Here is a 23,923-nt window from a genome sequence, read left to right as displayed (position 1 = left end):
AGTAAGAATGGTGGTTGTAATAATAATGGTCGTTACAAGACTAAATGTTTTCATAAGCTTAAGACTGCCTTAACAAAGGCTATTCTGTCAACCCTAAATTAGAAGATAAAACAGTCTTTTTCATCATGAATTTTATTAATAAATGCCAAACTTATGCAAAACTTCGTTAAGTTGTGTTTTATTAATCGGTTTATGAATAAAATCGATTGCGCCAAGTTGCGCTACTCGCTCTCGCATTTTTTGTTGAATGTCAGCAGAAATTACCAATACATAAGATTCTATTTTATTTGCTTTAACTTGCTCAAGCACTGCAATGCCATCAACCTCAGGCATGGTTAAATCAAGACACACAAGATCAAACTGCCCATGATGCAATTGCTCCAAGGCCTCTTTACCGTTTGTAGCCTGTTGAATATCGGCATCAATGCACTCGTTTAAACAACGGATCACTTGCTTACGGGCAACGGTTGAGTCATCACAGACTAAAATAGAAAAACGCACCATAATGACTATTTAATTAAACTCATATAAAACACCTAAACCCACTTTAAAATTAATTTACTTGCTCAGTCAGTAAAAAGTCAAAAATATAACCAATATAAGTAGCGAGCAGGTTATTTACTATAGCTTTTATTAACGTTATCAATAAAATGCATGAGTGCACAATACAAATTAGCAAAATCCCCCTCCTAATTTACAAACAAACTAGCTAAACACACTACACTTGGATAGGAGTACAATTGTTAAGTTTACAGGGTAATGCTTATTTAAGAGCGCAAAATAACAATATAATAAAATATATGTTTATTTTTAATGATTTATTAACTAATGTTTATAAGCGTACACCAATAGCTGAATAATTAAAGGAAATACAAGTCCCTCATGCCGCAAAAAAGTCTTTCAACAAAGTTACTCACACGGGTTTTATCAGTTTATTTTATACTGACTTTTGTGGTGACCTGCGGACAAATCTTCGCAGAGTATGTTAATACCAAAGATTACATACGCGATGAGCTCGGCACACTACAAAAAACATTTGGTAGAAGTCTAACCCGAGCAATTTGGGAGCTAAATATAAAGCAAACCACCACAACTGCAGAGGGGTTGCTTGATATTCCTATGGTTGAAGGGGTTATTATTCGCGATGATAATGGCGCTATTATTTCGCAACTAGGCCGAGCGTTAAACATTCACAACCTATACAGCCAGCAGCTTGTTCAAGAAGATGTGATTGTAGAAGACACCAAGGCTGGTTTATTTGGCTATACATTTCCGCTTATTTTTGAGTTTTCAGGCCGTGCCACCCAAGTGGGCGATGTGACTTTATTTTCTAGCCGGGACGTAATTTTCAGCCGCATTATGCTCTCTATTTACTTTTTAATTGGCAACGCCATGATTAAAACCACCTTTTTAATCATCTTATTTTTGATCGCATTTAGAAAGCTACTAACCGAGCCGCTCACACAACTCACTGAGCAAATTGAATACCTTGAATTAGAAGAGCTCGATGGCCAGCACGTTAAAGTCGTTACCGATGAAAATAACGAGCTAAAGGTAATGGAGCGCTCTTTTAACAATCTGATTTCTAAAGTTGTTGAGTATAAAAAAGAGTTAAAACAAACTCAGCATGACCTAATCGAAAGTAATCAAAAACTAGATCAACAAAATTTGCAGCTTGAACAAGATGTTGCGCGTAAAACATCAAACTTAAGCCAAGCAATGATCGATTTACAGCAACAAAAATATGAACTCGAGCGCCAAAAAGCGGTATTAACTGAAGAAGTTGACTTACGAAAGCAAACTGAGCAAGAACTGCTAAGTAAGCAAACTCAGCTACAGAACTCGCTCGATGAACTAAGCTTTGCGCAAGAGCAACTGGTTGGCTCAGAAAAAATGGCGGTATTAGGCGGTTTAGTAGCAGGTATCACTCATGAAATTAATACCCCTATTGGTATTGGCGTAACTGCTACTTCATTTTTGCAAGAGCGCTTAACTGAAATAGAAACCGCATTTAAGAATAAATCACTGTCTTCCTCTGCATTGGAAGGGTTTATTCATGATGCAGCACAAAGCGCTCAACTACTCTCTCACAATTTAGAGCGTGCCTCAGACTTAATCACCAGCTTTAAACAAATTGCAGTAGATCAAGCCAGTGAGGCGTTAAGAACCATTAACTTTAAGGATTACATCAATGAAGTTATACGTTCTTTACATCCACAGATTAAAAAAACATCCCATAGCATTCGCCTACATTGCCCGGATGATTTAATTATTAATTTACCAGCAGGGGTGATCAGCCAAATATTTACTAACTTAATTATGAATTCATTAGTGCATGGCTTTGAAAATATAAACAGCGGCCAAATTACCATAGATGTAAACACCGATGAAAACGACTTAGTTATTAATTACCAAGATAATGGTATCGGTTTGAAACCAGCTCAACTTAAGCGTTTATTTGACCCATTCTTTACCACAAAACGTGATGAAGGTGGCAGTGGCTTAGGTGCTCACATTATTTTTAACCTTGTAAAACAAACACTCAATGGCAAAATTGAAGTCAGTAGCGAACCTAACCAAGGATTACATTACCGAATTTCGTTCCCTAAAAACATGTCATCCCCCCTGCCACTTTTTAAACTCGACTAAGTAAAATCAGCCGTTTCTAGAAGCGGCTTTTATTGCTATGATTGCACAAATTTTTTAAATGGATCATTTCCCTATGTGGTTTAGTAACCTTATATGCTATCGCTTTAAACAAGACGTTTCGTACTCTCAAGAAGACTTTGATAAGGCGTTAGAACAAGATCTATTTCGTCCCTGCACTGGCCAAGAGTTGGCAACATTTGGCTGGACAAAAGCATTTGGTAAGCATGGTGAAACGCTGTCTCACTTCTCACAAAAAAGTATTTTAGTGTGTGCCAAGCGTGAAGAGAAAGTGTTACCCGCGTCTGTAATAAATGAGCTTGTCGCTGAAAAAGTAGATCAGATTGAAGCCGAAGAAAATCGCCCTGTAAAGAAAAAAGAAAAAGATGAATTAAAAGAAAACATCTTACACACGCTACTGCCACAAGCATTTAAAAAGTCGAGCCTACAGTTTGCGTTCATAGACCAAGAAAATGGTTGGGTTGTAGTTAATAGTGCAAGCTTTAATAAAGCTGAAGAACTTTTGGCGTTATTACGTAAATCGTTAGGCACGTTACCGGTTGTTCCTGCGTTTGCTAACTATGATTTAGATGTATTTTTAACTGACTGGCTTACTAACTTTAGTACACCTGAGGGCTTTGCGATTGGCTCAGATGCTGAACTTGAAGAAGCGGATGACAGTGGTGCCCAAGTTAAGCTTAAAGGCCATGACTTATCGTGTGACGAAGTGAAATCGCACCTTGAAAGTGGTAAACGCGTGACTAAGCTTGCCCTTGATTGGCAAGAGCGCGTTAAGTTTATGCTACAAAACGATGGTTCAATTAAACGTTTAAGCTACAGTGAAACACTTAAAGAAGAAAATGCAGATATTCCAAAAGAAGATATGGCGGTTAAGCTAGACGCAGACTTCATTCTTGCATCTGAGGAAATAAAGCAGCTTCTTGAAGAGCTTACTCAAGGCTTAGGTGATGCCGACGATTTAGCGTAAAAGCTTTATTAAATAGCATCACATATAAAAAGCACGATACTAATCGTGCTTTTTATTATTCAAAATTTTAGCTGAACATTTCTTTTACGTCTTCAACCAAATGCAGATACTCTTCACTCTCTAACATCTCTAAAGAAGGAATAATGCCTTTATCAATGTAGGTTTGTAGCGCCGCAGATTTATCTGATACTTGTAAAGTGCCTTCAAGGATTGCGCCGATACGAATAAAATCGATATAGCTAACCTCAGTCGAGCGATAGTTAACATCGGCCCAATGTTGTGCAACTTCTACAAACACATCTGGGAATTCCCATGCTTTCATAATTGAGCCGCCAATTTTACCGCTTAAGCGTTGAATTGCATGCGCTAAAAAGCTCGGATTAGCAAATACTTCAGGGTGTCGCTCAGCCTCAGTCAAAATTGGTAATACCCCAATATTATAAACCAATGAAGCTAAAGTAATGGCATCACGGTTAAGCGAGGTATGGGTATTTCTTTTTAAGTAAAATTCCATCAGTGAAATAGAATGCGAAGCAACATGCAGCGTTTTATGCCACGCTTTGCCCATATAGCCCTTTATTAGCTCATTGTTGGATACAAACAGCTGCTCCATTGCCATTGCCGTGGCTATATTTTTTATTTGTCTGAGCCCTATACGTGTCACCGCTTGATGTAAATTAGACACTTTTACAGCACGCCCCATAATGGCACTATTTGCTACTTTGATCATACGTGCAGACAATGCAGGGTCATGCGCTATTGCATCTGACATTTGCATCAAATTTACATCTGGGTTGTCAGCGGCTTGACGAACCTTAATCGCCACTTCAGGTAATGTAGGTAACACCAGTGTGTCGTTGTTAATTCTATCAACCAAAATAGTGAGTAAGGCATTTTCTGTAGACATAAATTATCCCTTTGCTTTATGACCTACTTCGCTTTACGGCAGGTCTTATATTATTAATTATTTCAATGCTAATGTAGTACTAAACATATACCCAAAGTAAAGAAACGTGTAGATAATTATTCAATTATTTACACCTCCTCCCCTGATTTATGCGCTCTAACGTCTAATACTTGCTATTTACTAGTGTGTTTTGCTTTAATGCGAACATGCTAAGGCAGATTAACACGCTTTCAGTACCTTAACTTACAGTACACCAGCTATAAAATTGACTTTTAAATAGGCAAAATAATGAACTTAAATAAAATTAGCCAAGCGATATTGCTCTCTGGCGCTGTTTTTCTTAGTGCCTGCTCAGAGCAAGCACCTTCTTCAAGCAACACAGCACAAAACTCTACGCCAGCGGCTTCAACAGCGCCTTCAGGCCCAACACTTGTTAATATTGACCGTCAACGCTTAGACATTTACACCGACTTTAGTTTACAAAGTGATTTATCGCACTTATCTGACAATCAAAAAGCCATGGTTGCTAAGCTTATTGATGCTTCAAAAATTATGGATGATTTATTCTGGAAGCAAGCATTTGGTAAAAATAAACAAGACTTTTTAGCACAATTAGATGATGAAAAAGTACGTCAGTTTGCCGATATTAACTACGGCCCATGGGATCGCTTAAACGGCGATGAAGTATTCTTATCAGGCTATAAAGAAAAGCCGCTTGGTGCAGGCTTTTACCCAGCAGACATCACCAAAGAAGAGCTTAATAACGCTGATGTAAAAGATAAAACAGGCCTTTACTCACTGATTAAGCGTGATGAATTAGGTAATTTATACAGCACACCTTATTCAGAAGAGTATGCAGTAGAGCTTGCTCAAGCTGCTGAGTTGCTTAGAGAAGCCAGCAAACTAGCCGACGACAAAGAATTCGCCAACTACCTAAACTTACGAGCTGACGCAATCCAAAATGATGATTTTCAAGCCTCTGACTTTGCGTGGATGGATATGAAAAATAACCCTATCGATGTGGTTATTGGCCCGATTGAAAACTACGAAGATCAATTATTTGGTTACCGCGCAGCTTATGAATCGTATGTTCTTATTAAAGATTTAAAGTGGAGCGAGCGCCTAGCTAAATTTGCAGCGTTTTTACCTGAACTACAAAAAGGTTTACCTGTAGATAGCAAGTATAAGCAAGAAGTACCTGGCTCAGATGCTGATCTAAATGCCTACGATGTTGTGTACTATGCTGGGCATTCAAATGCAGGCAGTAAAACCATTGCGATTAACTTACCCAATGATGAACAAGTACAACTAGAAAAAGGCACACGTCGTTTACAGCTTAAAAACGCAATGCGTGCGAAGTTTGATAAAATTTTAGTGCCTATCTCAGAGCAGTTAATTGTACCTGAGCAACGCAAACACATTACCTTTGATGCATTTTTTGCCAATACCATGTTCCATGAAGTGGCTCACGGTTTAGGGATTAAAAACACCCTAACGGGTAAAGGTACTGTTCGCCAATCACTTCAAGAGCACGCTAGCGCTTTAGAAGAAGGCAAAGCCGATATTCTTGGTTTATACATGGTTGAACAGTTACTTAAAAAAGGTGAAATCACCGAAGGTACATTAGAAGATTACTACACCACTTTTATGGCGGGTATTTTCCGCTCAGTGCGCTTTGGTGCTTCAAGTGCGCATGGTAAAGCAAATATGATCCGCTTTAACTTTTTTGCTCAAGAAGGTGCCTTCTCTAAAAATGAAGACGGACTTTACAGCATCAACATGGATAAAATGGGCGATGCTATGGCAAAGTTATCACGCCTTATTTTAACCCTGCAAGGTGATGGTGATTACGAAAAAGTAGATCAACTTATTGCCACTCATGGCGATATTAAAGCGGAGCTTGCTAAAGATTTAGAAAAGTTAAGCAAAGCGAACATCCCTGTAGATGTGACCTTCAAACAAGGCAAAGATGTGCTTGGCCTTAATTAATATGAGCTAAATTAGTTCACATAAAAAAAGCGTTACACTGTAACGCTTTTTTATTGTCTGATTATTTATCACTCATCACTTTACGAACAACCGGCTCTAGGCTTACCATTCCCCACTGCTTGCCTGTTTCAATTGCAGACTCAATATCAGCACCTTGCTGATGGGCTGAAATAGCCATTAGCGCACCAACACGATTACTGCTCGCACAATGAACAACCACTGATTCACCTTTAAGTTCTTCTAAAAGGCTAGCTAATCGTTTTGCATTATCGATGTTAACATCTTGTGCACCTGCAATCTCAATTGCGTGGTAATTCATTCCTAAAGAGTTTACTAATGCCCCTTCATCCCAGTCTTGCTCATCTGCTGCACGTAAATTAATAACGTGCTTCACCTTAGCTTGCGATAGTTGCTTAAACTGCTCATCAGTCGGTTGCGCTGCTGAAAAAACCAAGTTGTTATGTGCTGCAAAGTTTTTAATGTTGGCGTTATTTACCACATCTATAGCGACTGGCTGCTCACTCGCTATTACGGTTGAAACAGCAATAGCTGCCATAAATACACTGACACAAAGTTGTTTTATTAATTTCATACTATCCCCTCAAAGTAACTCATTCTAATTTTAAAAATACGTTTTTAATTGCTCTATCTGCTCATTAGTATAAGGGATACTCGGAAACTTACCCCATACAGGCGCAGGCCATGCAATATCTGTTTTGAAGCGCGCTATATGATGAATGTGTAATTGCGGCACCATATTACCAAGCGCGGCAACATTTAACTTATCAGGATTAAACACTTCAATTAATAAATGACTAAGCTTAGCCGACTCTTGTAAGTAAGTGATTTGTTGCTGCTCAGTTAAATCAATAATCTCTTTTAAGCCTGCAACCCTTGGGACTAATACAAACCATGGATATTGACTGTCATTCAATAACAATACTTTACACAATGGCCAATCAGCCAGCTCAATACAATCTTTTTGTAGCTCTGGGGCTAAGATAAAAGGGGTTTCACTCATGTTGATATCCTTAGTTATTTTACTACACACTTTATAGCATTTAGTTGCAGTTGCACACGCTTGTGCTTTACCATCGGGGATAATTTTATGCAAGTAAAGGCAATCCTGTGTTAAAAAAACTAAAACACCTCTCACTGGCAATCCCCCTGATGGCGGGCGCATTAAGCGTCCAAGCAAAGCCGCTAACGCTTGAGCGTATATTTGATGATCCTAGCTTAGCGGGAAAGTCTCCAGTACAACTTAAATTTTCTCCCGACGGCAGCCGTGTCACCTACTTACAAGGTAAAACAGATGACTATAACCGCTACGATTTATGGGAATATAATTTAAAAGACAATACCAATCGATTACTTGTTGATTCAGCGCAGTTATTTTCAGGCCCAGAAAACCTATCAGATGAAGAAAAAGCACGTCGTGAACGCCAACGTATTTTTGGTAAAGGTATTCTTGAATATAAATGGTCAAAAGATGGTAAAGCACTGCTATTTCCTCTAAATGGCGACCTTTATTATTTCGACTTAAACACAAAAAATAGTAAAAAACTAACTAACACTGAAGCATTTGAAACCGATGCGCGCTTTTCTCCAAAAGGGAATTTTGTATCGTTTATTCGCGAGCAAAACCTCTATGCACTAGAACTGGCATCTGGCAAAGAAATTCAGTTAAGTAAAGATGGCGGTGGCGTTATTAAAAATGGCATGGCCGAATTTGTGGCGCAAGAAGAAATGAGTCGCATGACCGGTTATTGGTGGGCAAATGATGAATCTAAAATCGCCTTTACTCGCGTTGATGAAAGCCCTGTTCAGGAAGCGATTCGTAACGAAATTTATGCAGATGAAGTAAAGCTATTTAATCAGCGCTACCCATTTACTGGCACCAACAATGTTGAAATTCAACTTGGTGTTGTGAAACTTAATGACCAAGCTGTTGACTGGATTGATTTAGGTAAAGATAAAGACATTTATATCGCACGTGCTAAATGGCTAAACGACAGTAACACCCTGTCTTACCAGTGGCAAAATCGCTCTCAGCACAATTTAGAGTTACGCTTTTACAACAGTAAAACGAAACAACAAACCGTCGCATTAACTGAAAAAAGCGATACCTGGATCAACCTACATTTTGACCTTGAGTTCTTAAAAGACAAAAAGCATTTTGTGTGGGCTTCAGAGCGTGATGGCTTTAAGCACCTTTATTTGTATCGAAATAATGGCCAACTTATTCGTCAAATAACCGCTGGTGACTGGGTTGTTGATAGCTTAAAAGGGGTAGATGAAAAAAATGGTATGGTTTACTTTGCAGCGCGTAAAGATACTGCGCTAGAGAGCCATTTATACAGCGCGCCTTTATTTAAAAAAGGAGCAATTAAACGTATTACTGAAAAAGGCCAATATCACAATGTCGTACTGGCAAAAGATAATAAAACCTTTATTGATACCAGCTCATCGGTCAACAAACCAAATTCAGCAGCACTACGCAAAATTAATGGTGAATTTATTACGTGGCTTGAAGAAAACAAACTAGATGACTCACATCCACTCACTCCCTTTTTGACTGATTTAGCACAGCCTGAGTACGGCACCATTACCGCTGAAGACGGCCAAGTTATGCATTACCGTTTATTTAAACCAGCAAACATGGCTAAAGGTAAAAAGCATCCGGTTATTGTTAACGTGTACGGCGGCCCTCATGCTCAACGAGTCACTAATAGCTGGCGTAGTAAAAACTTATATTTTCAATATATGGCGCAACAAGGTTATGTTATTTTTCAACTAGATAACCGTGGCTCTTACAATCGTGGTAAAAAGTTTGAAGATGCAATATATAAAAAGTTAGGTGTTGTTGAAGTAGCTGATCAGATTAAAGGCGTTGAGTTTTTACGTACCCTTGACTACGTAGACCATGCACGCATTGGTATATACGGCCACAGCTATGGTGGTTATATGGCGCTAATGACCATGTTTAAAGCAGGCGACTACTTTAGTGCTGGTGTTTCAGGCGCACCTGTAACTGACTGGGCCTTGTACGACACTCACTACACCGAGCGCTATTTGGGTCACCCTGATACGAATGCACAAGGTTATACCGACAGTGCTGTTTTCCCATATGCTGAAGGCTTAAAAGGCCCACTTATGATTTACCATGGCATGGCCGATGACAACGTGTTGTTTACCCATGCAACTAAATTGTTTAAACAGCTGCAAGATAACAATCAACAGTTTGAAATGATGACTTACCCAGGCTCAAAGCATAGCCTTCGCGGTAAACAAGTGCAGACTCACTTACATCAAACTATTACTAACTTCTTTAACCGTAACTTTAATACAAACTAACTAGAGTTAGGTTAATCATTCGACTAAAGGCTGATACAAGTATCAGCCTTTTTTTATGCTAATAAGATATATTAAAACGTCAACACACAATAATTAAATCCATCTTAAGCACGGGTAACTAAAAGTCTAAGCTTCAGCGTCCAACTGTTATTGTATTTAAACTAACCGCTAAAACGAAATATAAGAAATACAATATTATGAAAATAAAGCTCTCTTAGCCTATATTTTAACTATGCTTATTGAAGAAAAATAATGCTCTGATACAGGAACATATTTATGCCAAACCTCCGTCGTTTTACTATATTTCAACGTCTAGCCATTTTAGTAGGGATTGTAATATTGGGTTTAATTGTATTGAGTATTTCGAGTTTGAGTAATCAATACCAAGCGCTCAAAAAAGAGCAATACCTTAAAACTAAAAATGTGGTAGAAACTGCATATAGCACTATTAAGCACTATGCAGCTCTTGAACAAAACCAAACACTCACTCGCCAACAGGCACAATCTCAAGCAATCGCCTCAATCCGCTCATTGCGCTACGATGATACGAACTATTTTTGGATAAACGATTATAAGCCTGCCATGGTAATGCACCCAATTAAACCAGCTCTTGAGGGAAAAGATTTAACTAATAACAAAGACCCTGATGGAACCCCGCTATTTGTTGAGATGGTTAGCGTTGTTAAAAAATCCGGCGAAGGTTATGTGCCTTATAAATGGCCAAAACCAGGTAACGACAACCCCGTAGACAAAATTGCGTTTGTGAAAGGTTTTGATCAATGGCAATGGATAATCGGCTCAGGCGTGTACCTTGATACTATAGACAGTGCCTTTTCGCAGCAGCGCACTATTATCATTATTAATGTAGTTATTATGATTATTGTGGTGGTGTTATTTAGTTACTTTATTGGTCGTAGTATTTTAACCCCTACCCGTTTAGCCGCCCAGATGATGAAAGACATCTCTCAAGGTGAGGGAGATTTAACCCGTACTCTGAACGAAAATGGTAATGATGAAATATCTCAACTTTCGCAATCATTTAACTTATTTGTCTCTAAAATTAGAGAGTCTTTAGTACTGGTCGCCAAAAGTGCAAACGATGTAAACGACCATGCTCATACCGTCGATGACTCGAGTAAAACCAGCCAATCATTTATCGAGTTACAAAACGACAGCTCAACTCAAGTGGCTGCAGCTATGGAGCAAATGACCCATCAAATTCATGATGTAAGCCGTAATGCCGAAGCCGCCGAACAAGCCGCAAATGAAGCGGCAAGTAATGCATCAAGTGGTAAAAACGTGGTGTCGAAAACAATTACAGCTATTGAAGCCCTTTCTACTAACATAGAAACCGTAAGTAAAGTTACCGCTGATCTTGCTCAAGAAAGTAATAACATTGGCTCGGTACTTGATGTAATTCGCAGTATTGCAGAACAAACTAATCTACTGGCGTTAAATGCTGCAATTGAAGCAGCGCGAGCAGGTGAGCATGGTAGAGGCTTTGCCGTTGTAGCCGATGAAGTGAGAACGCTGGCCAGCCGAACAGGTAAAAGTACCGATGAAATTCAAGCCATGATAGCTAAACTGCAAGAAGGCGCTAAAGCTGCGGTTGAAGCGGTAAAATCTAGCCAAGAAATTTCTATCTCAACCGTTGAGCAAGCTTCTGCTGCCAATACCTCGCTTGATGAAATAGACAGATTGGTATCGGTGATCACCGATATGAACGGCCAAATTGCAAGAGCAACAGAGCAGCAAACATCGGCCGCAGATGAGGTGAATTTGAGAATTAACGACCTCTCGCAATCAACTGAGCAATCACTGGGTAACACCAATGATTTAACCCGTGCTAGCGACAAACTGAAACAAAGTAGTGTTGAGTTATCAAGCGTGGTATCGCGCTTTAAGCTTAGTTAACTCAATTAAAAAAGCCCTGATTTTCAGGGCTTTTTAGACATATTTATATAGAGAATTATAAACAGTATTGGGCAAATAAACTGCTTACTGATGCTGCCGTTGGTTTGCCATGTTGCCAGTCACCGCCTTCAACGCCACTACCGGCAATATCCATATGCACATAAGGAAGTGGTAAAGTAGACTCATTACCATGCTTATCTAATCCGCCTACTACAGCTAAAAATGCCATTGGAAATTGGTGTCCGCGTGCTGTAACAGCAGAAGCTGCATTATTACTAGAGAGTACGTCATCGGCTAAAGTACGTGGCTTTATAAAGTCATAATCTTCACGACGTGAACGGGATACTTCTGCACCGTCAGCCCATAAATCACCACAATCAGCTAATTGACGTGAAATATTAGCACTACGTGCTGGCCCATTTTCTACATAAGCACCATATGGCCCCATCGCGCGTGCAGCATGCCCTGTTAAAGTAGCCACAGTAAACAGCGTTGGGTTTATTTCGTTTTTAGCCATATCTTTCATTTCGCTAAGTAAATCCCCCATCGCTAGACGCCCTTCGGCATCAGTGTTACCAATGCGCACTCGTACACCTTCACGGCTGGTAATAATTTCATCAGGAACAAAACAATCTGAACCAATTGAGTTACGAACCACCGCTAAAAAGGCAATCACTTTGACGCCTTTAGGCTGGTAATCAGCAACGGCTTTCATAAATCCAGCAACAGAAGCCGCACCGCCTTTATCACGGCTCATGCCCGCCATATAGCCGCCCACTTTTAAATCTGCACCGCCAGTGTCATAGACTAAGCCTTTACCAACAAACATCAGTGTGCGCGTGACTTCGCCCTCTGGTACATATTCAAGTTTAACTACACGAGGATGATGACGCTCTACTGCATAAGACGCACGAGCAACAGTGCTTAGCATCGGATAGTGTTTATCAATGGCAGCTAAATCGTCAATTACATCAACGCTCACTGCGCTATTGTTAAATAGCTCACTACAGTAATCAGCAAAGCGTGGTGGTGCCATACGCTCAGGCTCGGTACCACATAAATCACGTGCAGCATATTGACCAGCGGCTAACGCATTGACTGCTTTAATCGTTTGTTCATTGGCATCAATTAAACCGATTTGAGTAATGGGTTCAATACCTTGACCATGAAATTCACGCGCTTCCAAAGGCTGCCATAATGCTTGGCATGCGCCTAAATAGGCCACTTCTAGAGCATGTTGATAACGACTATCGATATTTAAAGCGGGTAAGTAAATCGCGGGGCTTACACTGCCCGACGCTTTTGCTTCATTGATGGCTAATTTAGCCGCATCAAAATAACGACGTACATCGTCATAGTCTCTATTTAAAGGGCCAGTTGGCGATAATACTACACGTTTACCGGCAATAACTAATAAGGTAACTTGATTGCCTATACGTGAGTCTACTTGGGCTTGATTTAAAATTGCATCACGCAGAGGCGTATTTGGTAAATGAGAAAAGTCATCACTGATAATAATAAGTGCATCGTGTGATGTACAATCTAGGCTTGCACTTACTGGCTGAGCCAGCACTGCTTTTGGATATGCCATAAAAAAAGATCCTGTTAGAAAACGTAGTCCCTATTATTATTTATTTAGCAATTTATAACCAGTGAACTGCGATATTCTGCATATTTACTGGCAACTTGGTGTTACAAGTTTTACACATCAAGAATACTGAGCTGTAAATTATGCTCTGGTTGATTTTTAATACCAACACCAATTCCTAATAAGCGCACGGGTTGCTGTAATCCACGTTGATAGGCTTTGGCGAGTAACTCTTTAAAAATAGCCGTGTTTAATTGATGATTCGCTTGATCTGCTGAGGTCACAACAAAATTAGCAAATTTAACTTTAACACTTAACTTATTAATTTTATTTTGCAACTGCTGCTTATTTAGCCTAACAGTGAGCTCATCTAACAGTTGCGGTAATTGTTCAAGGCACTCATCAAGGCTGTTTTTGTTGTATTCATAAGTATGCTCCACGCTCAATGACTTACGAACCCGCTCAGTTGAAACCCGCCCTATATGCTCCCCCATACATTTTTGATATAACGATACACCAAAATTCCCCACATGTTGCTGCATCCAATTAGCACCTTTTTCTCGGACATCTTGGCCCGTGTATAATCCTTTTAAATTAAGCTTCTCCAAGGTTACTTTACCCACGCCTGGAATTTTACCTAGTGGTAATTGGGCTAAAAACGAGTCAACTTGCTCAGGCAATACCACAAATTGGCCATTGGGCTTATTTTCATCACTAGCAATTTTGGCTATAAATTTAATTGGCGCAATCCCCGCAGAGGCGGTCAGCCCAGTGGTATTAAAAATATCAGCGCGGATCTGCTCAGCAATTAACGTTGCACTGCCTTTAAATGCAGTACTGTCGGTCACATCCAGGTATGCTTCATCAAGTGAAAGAGGTTCTACTAGGTCTGTATAGCGGTTAAATATAGTGCGAATTTGGGTTGATACTTGTTTATAAACAGCCATTCTTCCGGGCACAATAACTAAATCGGGGCAAAGCTGTTTGGCATGATAGTTAGACATAGCAGAGCGCACACCATATTCTCTGGCAATGTAATTAGCGGTAGAGAGCACTCCTCGGCGACTATTACCGCCAATGGCCAGCGGTACGCTTGCAAGCTTAGGGTTGTCGCGCATTTCAACGGCTGCATAGAAGCAGTCCATGTCTATATGAATAAACTTTTTCATCACACAATAACAACTGTTTATTTATACAGCCATTATTGTGGAATCGCTATTAATTAGCAAGCATGTTGTTATCTAAAAAGAGCGCCTATTTTTTTTGGGCTTATTAAAGCAATACATCCAAAATAGTACTTCTAAACAGAAGCCTAATAAAATCAAAATAATTGCTCCTGCCTCATTACCCATAGCGTAACAAGTGAACGAAGCTATAAAAACAGTGCATGCCAATAACCAATTAATTATATTCTGCATAGTTCTCTCCTTGTGTGTTAATAGTTACTATAGTCATGAATTCAAAGAGGTACAATTTAACTCTCGAATTTTTTGCCCGCTATAATTCCCTTGAGCTCATCCGACCATGTTGCTAATCTAAATACTTTAAAACTAAGAGCTATAAATACATGGAAACGTTTAAACAACAACATCCTATTCATACCGACATTACTGTAGCGTGGGGCGATATGGATGCCCTACAGCATGTTAATAACTGTGTTTACCTTCGTTATTTTGAAATAGCCAGAATCGATTTTTTAAATAAATTAAATTTATTTGATACTATCAATGCTAAAGCCACAGGCCCTGTGATCAGTGAAAATAACATTCGCTACAAACGCCCTGTGACGTTTCCTGACACATTAAGCGTAGGTATTACTATTAGTGATATAAAATCTGACCGGTTTGTAATGAATTACAGTGTATTTAGTCATGCGCAAAATGCGATAACCACCACAGGCATGTCGAAAGTGGTGATGTTTGACTTTAAAACAGGGCAAAAAGCGACGATCACAGAACCTTTGTTATCGGCTTTAAAAGCAAACTCTGAAAACGAATAATTAGGATTAGTAATGCAATATAGTCAATTAGGTAGTAGTGGTGTTAGTGTTTCGAGAGTCTGTTTAGGTAGCATGACCTGGGGAGTACAAAATACCCAGCGCGATGCTGATGAGCAAATAGCCTATGCCCTTGAACGTGGTGTTAACTTTATTGATACAGCAGAAATGTACGCAGTTCCGCCCACGCCCGATACCTATGGTAAAACAGAGGAAATTATAGGGAATTGGGTTGCACGTAATTCACAGAAACGAAAAGACATTGTTATTGCAACTAAAATTGCCGGTAATGGACTTTCATGGATCCGTGATGGCGGTGATATTACTCGCCAAGCTGTTATTGATGCCGTTGATCAGTCGCTAAAGCGCTTACAAACCGACTATATTGACTTATACCAATTACATTGGCCAAACCGCCGCACTCCTCATTTTGCAAGGCAATGGCCTGGCATGCTTAAATTTACTGATGTCGATGCAAAACAACACACCGCTGACATGCTTGATATTTTAGAGGGTTTAGATGCGTGTGTTAAAGCGGGTAAAATTAAACACTGTGGACTTTCTGACGACACCCCGTGGGGGATTAGCCAATTTTTAAATTTAGCCAAAGAGCACAATTTACCAAAAATGGTGTCTGTTCAAAATGAGTTTAGTTTAGCGCATGCGAAAGATTGGCCTTATTTAATAGAGCAATGTGTGCATGAAGATATTGCTTATTTACCCTGGTCACCTTTAGCTGCTGGACTATTAACGGGCAAGTACCTCAATGGAGCGCGCCCTGAAGGCTCTCGCTGGACATTTATGCAGCGCAACGGTATTTTTCGTGATACGCCACAATCACAAAAGGCGACCAAAGAGTATGTTGAACTTGCGCATGCACACGCTATCACCCCTGCTCAATTAGCGCTAGCGTGGTGTAATCAAGTTGATGGCGTTACCTCATCAATTATTGGTGCAACTTCTATGGCGCAGTTAAAAGAAGACATTGATGCGTTTGAGCTGACCCTTAACGATGATGTGTTATCAGCGATTGATACCATATTCAGAAATAACCCAATGCCTTACTAGGGTCTGTTGGCCTTTGCATATTGAAACTTGTTCTACATAGGGCGATTTAATCACGGCGCGAGGTTTGTAACCTCGCAGGTAATCAAAAACAGCAAAGAATAATACCAATTCGCTTAATTAATTGGTCTATTTTGAGGCTGGAAAAACGTGTTGATAGCTAGGCAAAAAAAATGCTATTCAGTTGTTCTAAATGAGAATTTTTTAACGCAGGTAGTGACACGTTTAGCCCCGTAAATGATTAAGTATTATTGCTTATTGGTATAACTACGCTTCAATGAAATTGATTCTTCGCTGTTCTTTATGTTTATTTTTTGGACATTCAGGTATAATAACAAACAGCCATTTAATAAAGAATTATCAGCCTTTTTTATGCATACAGCTCGTTATTTCTGCCTGCTTTTTTTAATATTCTCGAATAACAGTATTAGCCAATCTAAAAATCAGCTCACTGAAATTTTGTGGCTACAGAGCAACACTCCGCCTTTTCACTTAAACTCAGAAAGTGCTCAAACGGGTTTGTGTGACAATTTAACTGAGCAACTCATTAGCAGTATTAAGGATGTAAAACATACTCGGTTAGTTGTGCCACAAAAACGAATTAATAAATATATCAGAGAAGGCAAAAATGTATGCTTCCCATGCGTAATTCACAAAAAAAACGCCAACCAAGTCTATACTTACTCACGCCCTACCTCCATCTACCCAGAGTTTAGTATTATTACCACTAACCAAAAAGCACGAACACTTACCAAAACACATGGTAATCCTATAAATTTAATTAGCTTGCTTAGCGATGAAAACTTTACCTATGGACAAGCCGCAGCGCGACGGTTTTCGCCACACATAAATATGATTATTGAAAACGCTTTGAGCCACCATAACGTCTCTTTAAGCTTAAGTAGTGACAATGAAAGTGGCGTTGTGATCGATAGATTAAGACATGGTTTTTTAGATTACTCGCTCGACTACCCTTTTATGGCTAGTTACTTTAACCAGCAACAACACCCCATAAAAATCGTTAGCATACCTATAGCTCAAAATACGAATTCGTTAATTAAAGGCGCTATAGGCTGTTCGACTAATGCGCCCAATAATTTTGCTAATCAGGCAATTAAGAAGATTAATGCCGCATTAGAAAGTACCATACTAGAATCAGCTGAGCATCAGCTAAGCCAGCGGTATTGGTTAAGTGAACATATTGATAATTTTGATAAACAATACTATCAATACATAATTAACGTTGACTCACAGACCAATGATGCTCCAATAAGCACCGCTGACCAGAGTCAGAATAAAGAGCAACTTTAAACTCTCGACCCGCGCTCACCATTCCTACGCCAGCAGGGGTGCCGGTCATAATAATATCGCCTTCTTCTAAACCCATAAACTCACTTACTTCAGCCAGTATTTGCGCAGGTTGGTGCAACATTAGCTGGGTATCACCATGCTGAACTGCTTTACCATCAATATGCAATTCAAATATAAATGATGACATTTCTGGCGTTAACTCAATAAAATCACTAAATAATACTGAGCCATCAAATGCTTTAGCTCGCTCCCACGGCAAGCCCTTTTCTTTTAAACTGCTTTGCAAAGCTCGCTTAGTCAAATCAAGTCCAATCCCTACGCCTGCAAGCTGCTTATTTTTTATCACAAAGCATAATTCAGTTTCATAATGCAACGTATCACCGTTATGGGAAGAGAGTAAGGTATTAGTGATCGCGCTATTAGGCTTATTAAAAATTACCATTTGCTCAGGGTGTTCGTTGTTTAATTCAGCAATATGCGCACTGTAATTGCGGCCCACACAGACTATTTTTGAAGGTTGTAAACGCTGAGAAGCGAGCTTTATTTGATTCATTCTCTCACCTGTTAATTACATAACGCATTTAATATTTTGGCATACTCTCAAATTATTAACGTAAAAGCGAATGCAGTTTTATCATATTTTTGTGACAACTACTGAGCTGAATATAATCAATCACATAGAATGGAATAAAAGTAAGGAGGGACTAATTTGGCAGGTTTTTGTACTACATGTTTAAAATTATAAGCAGGTACTCTCTGTACCTGCTTATAATAGATTATTGACTACTTACAAGTAACACTACCTTGCTCGGCAGCATTTGTTGTAATAGCTAGTTTAGCTATAGATACATGCCAATCACCTTGCGTGCTTAACTGCCAAGGCGAAAATACTTGTGCCAAGTCAACACCCTGCTCTGCAAAACAACTTAAGTTGATGTTTAATGTTTGCCATTGACCTGATTGCTCAAGGTTATCGGTAATATCAAACTTACCCTGGCAGTTTTCACCACAACCCATAGCAACCCACAGCGGGCTTGATGCCGCTTTGTCTACTTTAATTTGCATTTGCAGCTGGCCATTACTCTCAACGTATGAGCGTAAGTCAGATGGGAATGCCGCGGCTAAATTAACCCCAGCCAGCGCTTGACCATTAAAACGGATAGCTCGCGCATCTTCTTGCACATCTTTGTCAAATGTTTGAATGCTCACAGCGCCTAATGACTCACGGCTACTTGCCACCGTTTTTTGTTGCTCGCCACTTTTTAATACCAACGACCATGGTGCTTTTATAGCACGTTCAAACAACACTAAGTCGTCCAATTGTTCAGTCTGTTGAGTTTGCTCTACCAAGTCATCTTTAAGTACATTGCTATCACCGTAGGTTAAGCCAAAACCATAAGGGAGTAATGGGCTGTAACCTTCATCGTTGCGGTTTTCATTGTCGATTGGGTTATTCGGCCATGAAAACGATAACTTTCCTTTAAAGTCGTGATTAATTGAACCGTCTGCATTTTTAAACAATACATCACTAATTGCATCACCTTCACTGCCTGGAAGCCAAATAGCAACAAACGCATCACTGGCATTTAGCTCAGCATTAACCCACATTGGGCGACCGCTTATAAATAATGATACAACTGGAATTCCCGCATCTTTAAACTTTCGCAGTAAGGCTAAATCACTTTTATTACCGCGCTGGTACTCAAGGTTATCAACATCCCCATTGCCCTCTGCATAAGGTTGCTCGCCAAATACAACAATGGCTACATCTGGGCGCGTTTTATACTCTCCATCAACACTCAGTGCAACACTACCACCAGCTTGCTCGAGCGTGTTTTTAATACCTGCATAAATTGAAGTGCCGCCTGGGAAGTCATTGTTGGTATTGCCTGTACCTTGCCACGTAACACTCCAGCCACCTGACTGCATGCCGATATTATCAGCACCTATTCCTGCTACTAATACGTTTGCCTTGGGCGATAATGGTAATAACTGCTGCTTATTTTTAAGTAACACTAAAGATTCACGTACTGCTTGTTTGGCCACAGCACGGTGATCGTGACTACCAATAATTTCAGTTTTACCAGAAAGAGGACGCTTCGCAGGGCTTGGTTTATCGAATAAACCCGCGCGCATTTTAACGCGTAGGATACGCGTTACCGCGTCGTTAATTCTGCTTAGTGGGATCTCACCGCTGTTAACTTGGCTAATTAAATTGCCAAACAATGGTTTCCACTCATCTGGTGCCATGTATACATCTAAACCTGCGTTTGCAGCTTGAGCACAGTTGCTATTTGAGCAGCCTTTAACTTGTCCATGACCATTCCAATCGCCAACAACAAAGCCATCAAAGCCCATTTTTTCTTTCAATACATCGGTTAATAAATATTTACTGCCGTGAATTTTATCGCCATGCCAACTGTTAAACGAAGCCATAACCGTTTGCGCACCGGCACTCAAACCACCTACATAGCCTTGGGCATGAAGCGCAAATAACTCTTCTTCAGAAGCGATGTTATTACCTTGATCGTCGCCGTTTACAGTACCACCATCACCTAAAAAGTGCTTAACGGTACTCACTACTCGCGTGTCCGACAAAAAGTCGCCATTTACAGCGCCTTGTAACCCTTTAACAATAGAGGCAGAATACGCTTTCACAATTTCAGGGTCCTCAGAGTACCCTTCGTAAGTGCGACCCCAACGGTCATCACGCACCACAGCAACAGTAGGTGCAAATACCCAATCAATACCAGTAACCATCACTTCTCGCGCGGTAGCAGCGGCTATTTTTTCAATAAGTGCAGGATTATTTGCAGCACCTAAACCAATATTATGCGGAAATAAAGTAGCGCCAATAACATTGTTGTGTCCATGTACCGCATCGGTGCCCCACATTGTAGGAATGGTACTGCCATCTAGAGAGTCATCAATAGATGCTTGGTACATTTTTTCTGCCAAATCAACCCAATCTTCAGGCGTAGCATGCTTGTTATTGTTTGGAAACGAACCACCGCCATTTAAGTATGAGCCAAAGCCATACTTACGCATATCTTCAACCGTGATGTTACGAATTTCAGGTTGGATCATTTGCGCTATTTTCTGCTCTAGCGTCATAGTACTGAGCATATCAGCGATTTTTTGCTCCATTTGAGCATCGCTTTTAATCCCCGTTGTAATTGTTGGCCAAATTTCTTTTTGGTTTGTTGTATCACTGACACTATCAGAGGGTTGCGAGCAACCGCTGCTGGTTATTGCTGCTAGCATCAGCGCAGTAATTGAAAAAGTGCGTTTAATAATCATAGCATTCACCTAAAACTCAAAGAGGAGTTGACGTTGTTTTTTTTGCACCAAACAGCGCGAAATAAGTAATATATAAATAGCAGCCAATGGGTAGAATAAGGGCTAATTGCACACCTATGTTATCAGCCAGCATACCTTGTAATAACGGAATAATCGCACCGCCAACAATCGCTAAACACAAAATACCCGAACCCTGTGACGTGTATTTACCAAGCCCCTGTAGTGCTAAACTAAAAATAGTAGGAAACATAATAGAGTTACATAATCCAACTAATAAAATAGCCCACATAGCCAGTGACCCTTGACCCGTCATAGCAATTAGCACAAGTAAGCCTGCTAAAATACCGTGACAAGCTAATACTTTGGCTGCATTTAATTTTTGCATAATCGCGGCGCCAGCAAAGCGCCCTATCATTGCACCTGCAAAATAATAACTGATGTAATGTGCTGCTTGCTGCTCTGGTAAGCCTGCAATATGATCTAAGGTTAAAAAGCCGACTAAAAAGCTGCCTATGGCCACTTCAGCCCCTACATAAACAAAAATACCAATCGCGCCTAAAATAAGGTGACGATATTTCCATACGCTGCCTAAATCAACAAACTCAGTGTCACCTTGGTTTTCAGCTTCACTGTCAATCGCTTTACCTAGTTTAGGTAACTTTAAAAAAGCAAAAATAATCGCCAATGCTAATAGGCTTGCACTGAGCATTAAATAAGGAAATTTAACTTGTTCGGCTGTTGCTTGGCTAATTTCAGACAAAATCAACCAACTACCAAATAAAGGCGCAACCGTTGTGCCTAAAGAGTTAAAGGCTTGGGTCATGGTTAAGCGCGAAGAGGCTGTTTTTGCAGGCCCTAGTACACTTACATATGGGTTAGCAGAAACTTGTAAAATGGTGATCCCTGAAGCAAGAACAAACAAAGCTAATAAAAATAGCTCGTATACATGGGCTTCTGCAGCAGGGTAAAATAATGCACAACCAATTGCTGCGACAACTAAACCGACAACAATACCAAATTGATAACCTATTTTACTGACCAGTTTCCCCGCAGGGATTGACATAACAAAGTAGGCACCAAAAAAACAAAATTGCACCAACATTGCTTGGGTGTAGTTAAGGGAGAACATCCCCTTTAAATACGGAATTAAAATATCGTTCAAGCAAGTAAGAAAACCCCACATAAAAAACAAGGTCGTAAGCGATGTTAACGCAAAGGTGTGTGTGGACCCTGGTTTTTGGCTGTTTTCCGTTGCCGATAGTGGCTGTGTGATATGTGCCATAGTATAATCTCTAATTATTTATAACTATCAGATTGTTACCTCTATTTTATTGCGTTTAGTAAAACTTAAAATGCAGATAATAGTTGCAACACCAAATGTAAGCGCTTACATTTATAACATACAAATAAAAATTATCAATTTATTTACAAAATTATTGTAAGCGCTTACACGCAATGTTAGGCAATTATTTTTGCTTAGCTAATTACTTTAAGTTTATTATTACTGCAAATGTAAGGACGTATCTCATTGTGTTTAAAACCATTTCGTTGCCAGGCACGTCAGCCCTTTTAAAATCACCCTTTATTTTTGGGGTTGCCACGGCCTCCTTTCAAATAGAGGGAAGTTACGATACGCGTCTTCCTTGTATTTGGGATACTTTTTGTAACAAGCCAAATACCATTGCTGATAATAGTAACGGCAACCAAGCGTGTGATCACATAGAATATTGGCAACAAGATGTACAAATGATTGCTGATTTAGCTGTAGACGCTTATCGACTTTCAATTTCTTGGCCGCGCGTTTTACACCAAGATGGCAGCTTGAATATTCAAGGTATGGCGTTTTACAAATCGCTACTGCAAGCTCTAAAAGCGCGCAATATTAAAACCTATGTCACTTTATATCATTGGGACTTACCACAACATTTAGAAGACAGTGGTGGCTGGCTCAACCGCGATACAGCATACCAATTTGCTCATTACACTCATATAGTCACTCAGCAACTAGAGGGCTTAGTTGATTCTTATGCGACCTTAAACGAACCTTTTTGTAGTGCTTACTTAGGCTATGAGATAGGAGTACACGCACCAGGCATAAAAAGTCAAAAAGCAGGACGCCAAGCAGCGCACCATCTTCTGCTTGCCCATGGACTCGCGATGCAGGTGATACGTAAAAATTGTCCTACGATAGAAGCCGGTATAGTGCTTAATTTTAGCCCTGCCTACCCACTCACCATAAATGATAAACGCGCTGCTGAGCTTGCCGATGATTACCATAACCAGTGGTATATTAAGGCTATATTAGAGGGCTGCTACCCTAAGATAATTAATCAGCTTACCAGTGATGTAAAACCCCATATTGGCGACGAAGATATGGCAATTATTAGTCAAAAAATCGATTTTTTAGGGGTTAATTACTATACTCGTATTCATTATAAAAATACGCCAGATCATTGGTTTAGCGAAGTTCCTCTAAAGAATGTTGCCACCACCGATATGGGCTGGGAAGTTTACCCACAGGGATTGTGTGAATTACTACTTTCATTAAATGATCGTTACACTTTACCTAAAGTATATATAACAGAGAACGGCGCAGCGATGGCCGATGTATTAATAGACGGTAAAATAGATGACATACAACGCATCGATTACTACCATAGCCACATTAATGCCGTTCATAATGCAGTTGAGCAAGGCGTGAATGTGCAAGGCTACTTTGCATGGAGCTTAATGGATAATTTTGAATGGGCCTATGGTTATGAAAAGCGCTTTGGGCTAGTCTATGTTGATTACCAAACTCAACAACGTACATTAAAACAAAGCGCAATTGCGTATCGTGATTTTCTTAAACAGCGCCAAAAATAA

At 39.8% G+C, this 23,923-nt stretch carries 18 protein-coding genes; 9 read left to right on the top strand and 9 right to left on the bottom strand.

Annotated elements, in window-relative coordinates; all coding sequences use genetic code 11:
* Positions 1–135: 135 nt before the first annotated feature.
* The gene (locus B1F84_RS03515; RefSeq protein ID WP_008112003.1) at positions 136–504 is read right to left on the bottom strand and encodes a response regulator; all 369 of its coding nucleotides are present in this window, start codon (positions 502–504) and stop codon (positions 136–138) included.
* Positions 505–882: 378 nt separating this feature from the next.
* On the opposite strand from B1F84_RS03515, the gene B1F84_RS03510 reads away from it, so the two are divergent.
* Both B1F84_RS03510 and rdgC read left to right on the top strand, forming a co-directional pair.
* Positions 883–2,649: an ATP-binding protein gene (locus B1F84_RS03510; RefSeq protein WP_131690589.1), complete on the top strand. Its 1,767-nt coding sequence runs from the start codon at positions 883–885 to the stop codon at positions 2,647–2,649.
* Positions 2,650–2,722: 73 nt separating this feature from the next.
* A complete protein-coding gene (gene rdgC / locus B1F84_RS03505) occupies positions 2,723–3,634 on the top strand; it encodes a recombination-associated protein RdgC (protein WP_131690588.1) in 912 nt (303 codons plus the stop codon).
* Between the two features lie 67 nt (positions 3,635–3,701).
* Here the strand turns inward: rdgC and B1F84_RS03500 are convergent, their stop codons facing one another.
* Entirely contained in the window at positions 3,702–4,541 is an 840-nt protein-coding gene (locus tag B1F84_RS03500; RefSeq protein WP_008111992.1) for an HDOD domain-containing protein, read from the bottom strand.
* A 288-nt stretch (positions 4,542–4,829) separates the two neighbouring features.
* Between B1F84_RS03500 and B1F84_RS03495 the strand changes: the two genes are divergently transcribed.
* Positions 4,830–6,530, top strand: a complete 1,701-nt coding sequence (locus tag B1F84_RS03495) for a Zn-dependent hydrolase (protein ID WP_076919335.1) — start codon at positions 4,830–4,832, stop codon at positions 6,528–6,530.
* A 61-nt stretch (positions 6,531–6,591) separates the two neighbouring features.
* Here the strand turns inward: B1F84_RS03495 and B1F84_RS03490 are convergent, their stop codons facing one another.
* Positions 6,592–7,122 carry a hypothetical protein gene (locus B1F84_RS03490; protein WP_131690587.1) on the bottom strand — a complete coding sequence of 177 codons (531 nt, stop codon included), beginning with the start codon at positions 7,120–7,122 and terminating at the stop codon, positions 6,592–6,594.
* Positions 7,123–7,152: 30 nt separating this feature from the next.
* Positions 7,153–7,551 (bottom strand): HIT domain-containing protein, encoded by a 399-nt coding sequence (locus tag B1F84_RS03485; RefSeq protein WP_131690586.1) that lies wholly within the window; start codon positions 7,549–7,551, stop codon positions 7,153–7,155.
* A 107-nt stretch (positions 7,552–7,658) separates the two neighbouring features.
* Between B1F84_RS03485 and B1F84_RS03480 the strand changes: the two genes are divergently transcribed.
* Together B1F84_RS03480 and B1F84_RS03475 are read left to right on the top strand one after the other, a co-directional pair.
* The gene (locus B1F84_RS03480; protein ID WP_131690585.1) at positions 7,659–9,884 is read left to right on the top strand and encodes a DPP IV N-terminal domain-containing protein; all 2,226 of its coding nucleotides are present in this window, start codon (positions 7,659–7,661) and stop codon (positions 9,882–9,884) included.
* 276 nt (positions 9,885–10,160) lie between these two features.
* Positions 10,161–11,798: a methyl-accepting chemotaxis protein gene (locus tag B1F84_RS03475; RefSeq protein WP_131690584.1), complete on the top strand. Its 1,638-nt coding sequence runs from the start codon at positions 10,161–10,163 to the stop codon at positions 11,796–11,798.
* A gap of 55 nt (positions 11,799–11,853) precedes the next feature.
* Here the strand turns inward: B1F84_RS03475 and B1F84_RS03470 are convergent, their stop codons facing one another.
* Both B1F84_RS03470 and dinB read right to left on the bottom strand, forming a co-directional pair.
* Positions 11,854–13,389, bottom strand: coding sequence for a leucyl aminopeptidase family protein (locus B1F84_RS03470; RefSeq protein ID WP_131690583.1), 1,536 nt, complete (start codon positions 13,387–13,389; stop codon positions 11,854–11,856).
* Between the two features lie 110 nt (positions 13,390–13,499).
* Positions 13,500–14,555, bottom strand: coding sequence for a DNA polymerase IV (dinB, locus tag B1F84_RS03465; protein WP_076919331.1), 1,056 nt, complete (start codon positions 14,553–14,555; stop codon positions 13,500–13,502).
* Between the two features lie 398 nt (positions 14,556–14,953).
* Between dinB and B1F84_RS03460 the strand changes: the two genes are divergently transcribed.
* The 3 genes from B1F84_RS03460 (at position 14,954) to B1F84_RS03450 (ending at position 17,758) form a co-directional block, all read left to right on the top strand.
* Positions 14,954–15,385 carry a thioesterase family protein gene (locus B1F84_RS03460; RefSeq protein WP_008111983.1) on the top strand — a complete coding sequence of 144 codons (432 nt, stop codon included), beginning with the start codon at positions 14,954–14,956 and terminating at the stop codon, positions 15,383–15,385.
* A gap of 12 nt (positions 15,386–15,397) precedes the next feature.
* The gene (locus B1F84_RS03455) at positions 15,398–16,450 is read left to right on the top strand and encodes an aldo/keto reductase (protein WP_131690582.1); all 1,053 of its coding nucleotides are present in this window, start codon (positions 15,398–15,400) and stop codon (positions 16,448–16,450) included.
* Between the two features lie 369 nt (positions 16,451–16,819).
* Complete coding sequence (locus B1F84_RS03450) at positions 16,820–17,758, top strand: ABC transporter substrate-binding protein (RefSeq protein ID WP_131690581.1); 939 nt, start codon at positions 16,820–16,822, stop codon at positions 17,756–17,758.
* Here B1F84_RS03450 and B1F84_RS03445 read toward each other — a convergent pair.
* From B1F84_RS03445 to B1F84_RS03435, 3 genes are all read right to left on the bottom strand, one after another.
* A complete protein-coding gene (locus B1F84_RS03445; RefSeq protein ID WP_131690580.1) occupies positions 17,685–18,311 on the bottom strand; it encodes a fumarylacetoacetate hydrolase family protein in 627 nt (208 codons plus the stop codon). The two genes, B1F84_RS03450 and B1F84_RS03445, sit on opposite strands and share 74 nt — an antisense overlap.
* Before the next feature lie 230 nt (positions 18,312–18,541).
* Positions 18,542–21,058 carry an exo 1,3/1,4-beta-D-glucan glucohydrolase gene (locus B1F84_RS03440; RefSeq protein ID WP_131690579.1) on the bottom strand — a complete coding sequence of 839 codons (2,517 nt, stop codon included), beginning with the start codon at positions 21,056–21,058 and terminating at the stop codon, positions 18,542–18,544.
* A 16-nt stretch (positions 21,059–21,074) separates the two neighbouring features.
* Positions 21,075–22,340 carry a sugar MFS transporter gene (locus tag B1F84_RS03435; protein ID WP_008111979.1) on the bottom strand — a complete coding sequence of 422 codons (1,266 nt, stop codon included), beginning with the start codon at positions 22,338–22,340 and terminating at the stop codon, positions 21,075–21,077.
* Between the two features lie 248 nt (positions 22,341–22,588).
* Here B1F84_RS03435 and B1F84_RS03430 point away from each other — a divergent pair, with 248 nt between their 5' ends.
* Positions 22,589–23,923 (top strand): GH1 family beta-glucosidase, encoded by a 1,335-nt coding sequence (locus B1F84_RS03430; RefSeq protein ID WP_131690578.1) that lies wholly within the window; start codon positions 22,589–22,591, stop codon positions 23,921–23,923.

The sequence above is a fragment of the Pseudoalteromonas sp. DL-6 genome (genome assembly GCF_004328665.1).
Taxonomy (GTDB): domain Bacteria; phylum Pseudomonadota; class Gammaproteobacteria; order Enterobacterales; family Alteromonadaceae; genus Pseudoalteromonas.
The sequence above is the reverse complement of the archived record's forward strand: the minus strand, read 5'-3'. Positions and strand labels throughout refer to the sequence as shown.

Excerpts from the sequence above, each read along its gene's own strand:
- B1F84_RS03490 (WP_131690587.1), bottom strand. The coding sequence starts at position 7,122 with ATGAAATTAATAAAACAACTTTGTGTCAGTGTATTTATGGCAGCTATT.
- dinB (WP_076919331.1), bottom strand. The coding sequence starts at position 14,555 with ATGAAAAAGTTTATTCATATAGACATGGACTGCTTCTATGCAGCCGTT.
- B1F84_RS03475 (WP_131690584.1), top strand. The coding sequence starts at position 10,161 with ATGCCAAACCTCCGTCGTTTTACTATATTTCAACGTCTAGCCATTTTA.
- B1F84_RS03460 (WP_008111983.1), top strand. The coding sequence starts at position 14,954 with ATGGAAACGTTTAAACAACAACATCCTATTCATACCGACATTACTGTA.
- B1F84_RS03495 (WP_076919335.1), top strand. The coding sequence starts at position 4,830 with ATGAACTTAAATAAAATTAGCCAAGCGATATTGCTCTCTGGCGCTGTT.
- B1F84_RS03440 (WP_131690579.1), bottom strand. The coding sequence starts at position 21,058 with ATGATTATTAAACGCACTTTTTCAATTACTGCGCTGATGCTAGCAGCA.
- B1F84_RS03510 (WP_131690589.1), top strand. The coding sequence starts at position 883 with ATGCCGCAAAAAAGTCTTTCAACAAAGTTACTCACACGGGTTTTATCA.
- B1F84_RS03450 (WP_131690581.1), top strand. The coding sequence starts at position 16,820 with ATGCATACAGCTCGTTATTTCTGCCTGCTTTTTTTAATATTCTCGAAT.
- B1F84_RS03435 (WP_008111979.1), bottom strand. The coding sequence starts at position 22,340 with ATGGCACATATCACACAGCCACTATCGGCAACGGAAAACAGCCAAAAA.
- B1F84_RS03515 (WP_008112003.1), bottom strand. The coding sequence starts at position 504 with ATGGTGCGTTTTTCTATTTTAGTCTGTGATGACTCAACCGTTGCCCGT.
- B1F84_RS03455 (WP_131690582.1), top strand. The coding sequence starts at position 15,398 with ATGCAATATAGTCAATTAGGTAGTAGTGGTGTTAGTGTTTCGAGAGTC.
- rdgC (WP_131690588.1), top strand. The coding sequence starts at position 2,723 with ATGTGGTTTAGTAACCTTATATGCTATCGCTTTAAACAAGACGTTTCG.
- B1F84_RS03445 (WP_131690580.1), bottom strand. The coding sequence starts at position 18,311 with ATGAATCAAATAAAGCTCGCTTCTCAGCGTTTACAACCTTCAAAAATA.
- B1F84_RS03500 (WP_008111992.1), bottom strand. The coding sequence starts at position 4,541 with ATGTCTACAGAAAATGCCTTACTCACTATTTTGGTTGATAGAATTAAC.
- B1F84_RS03485 (WP_131690586.1), bottom strand. The coding sequence starts at position 7,551 with ATGAGTGAAACCCCTTTTATCTTAGCCCCAGAGCTACAAAAAGATTGT.
- B1F84_RS03470 (WP_131690583.1), bottom strand. The coding sequence starts at position 13,389 with ATGGCATATCCAAAAGCAGTGCTGGCTCAGCCAGTAAGTGCAAGCCTA.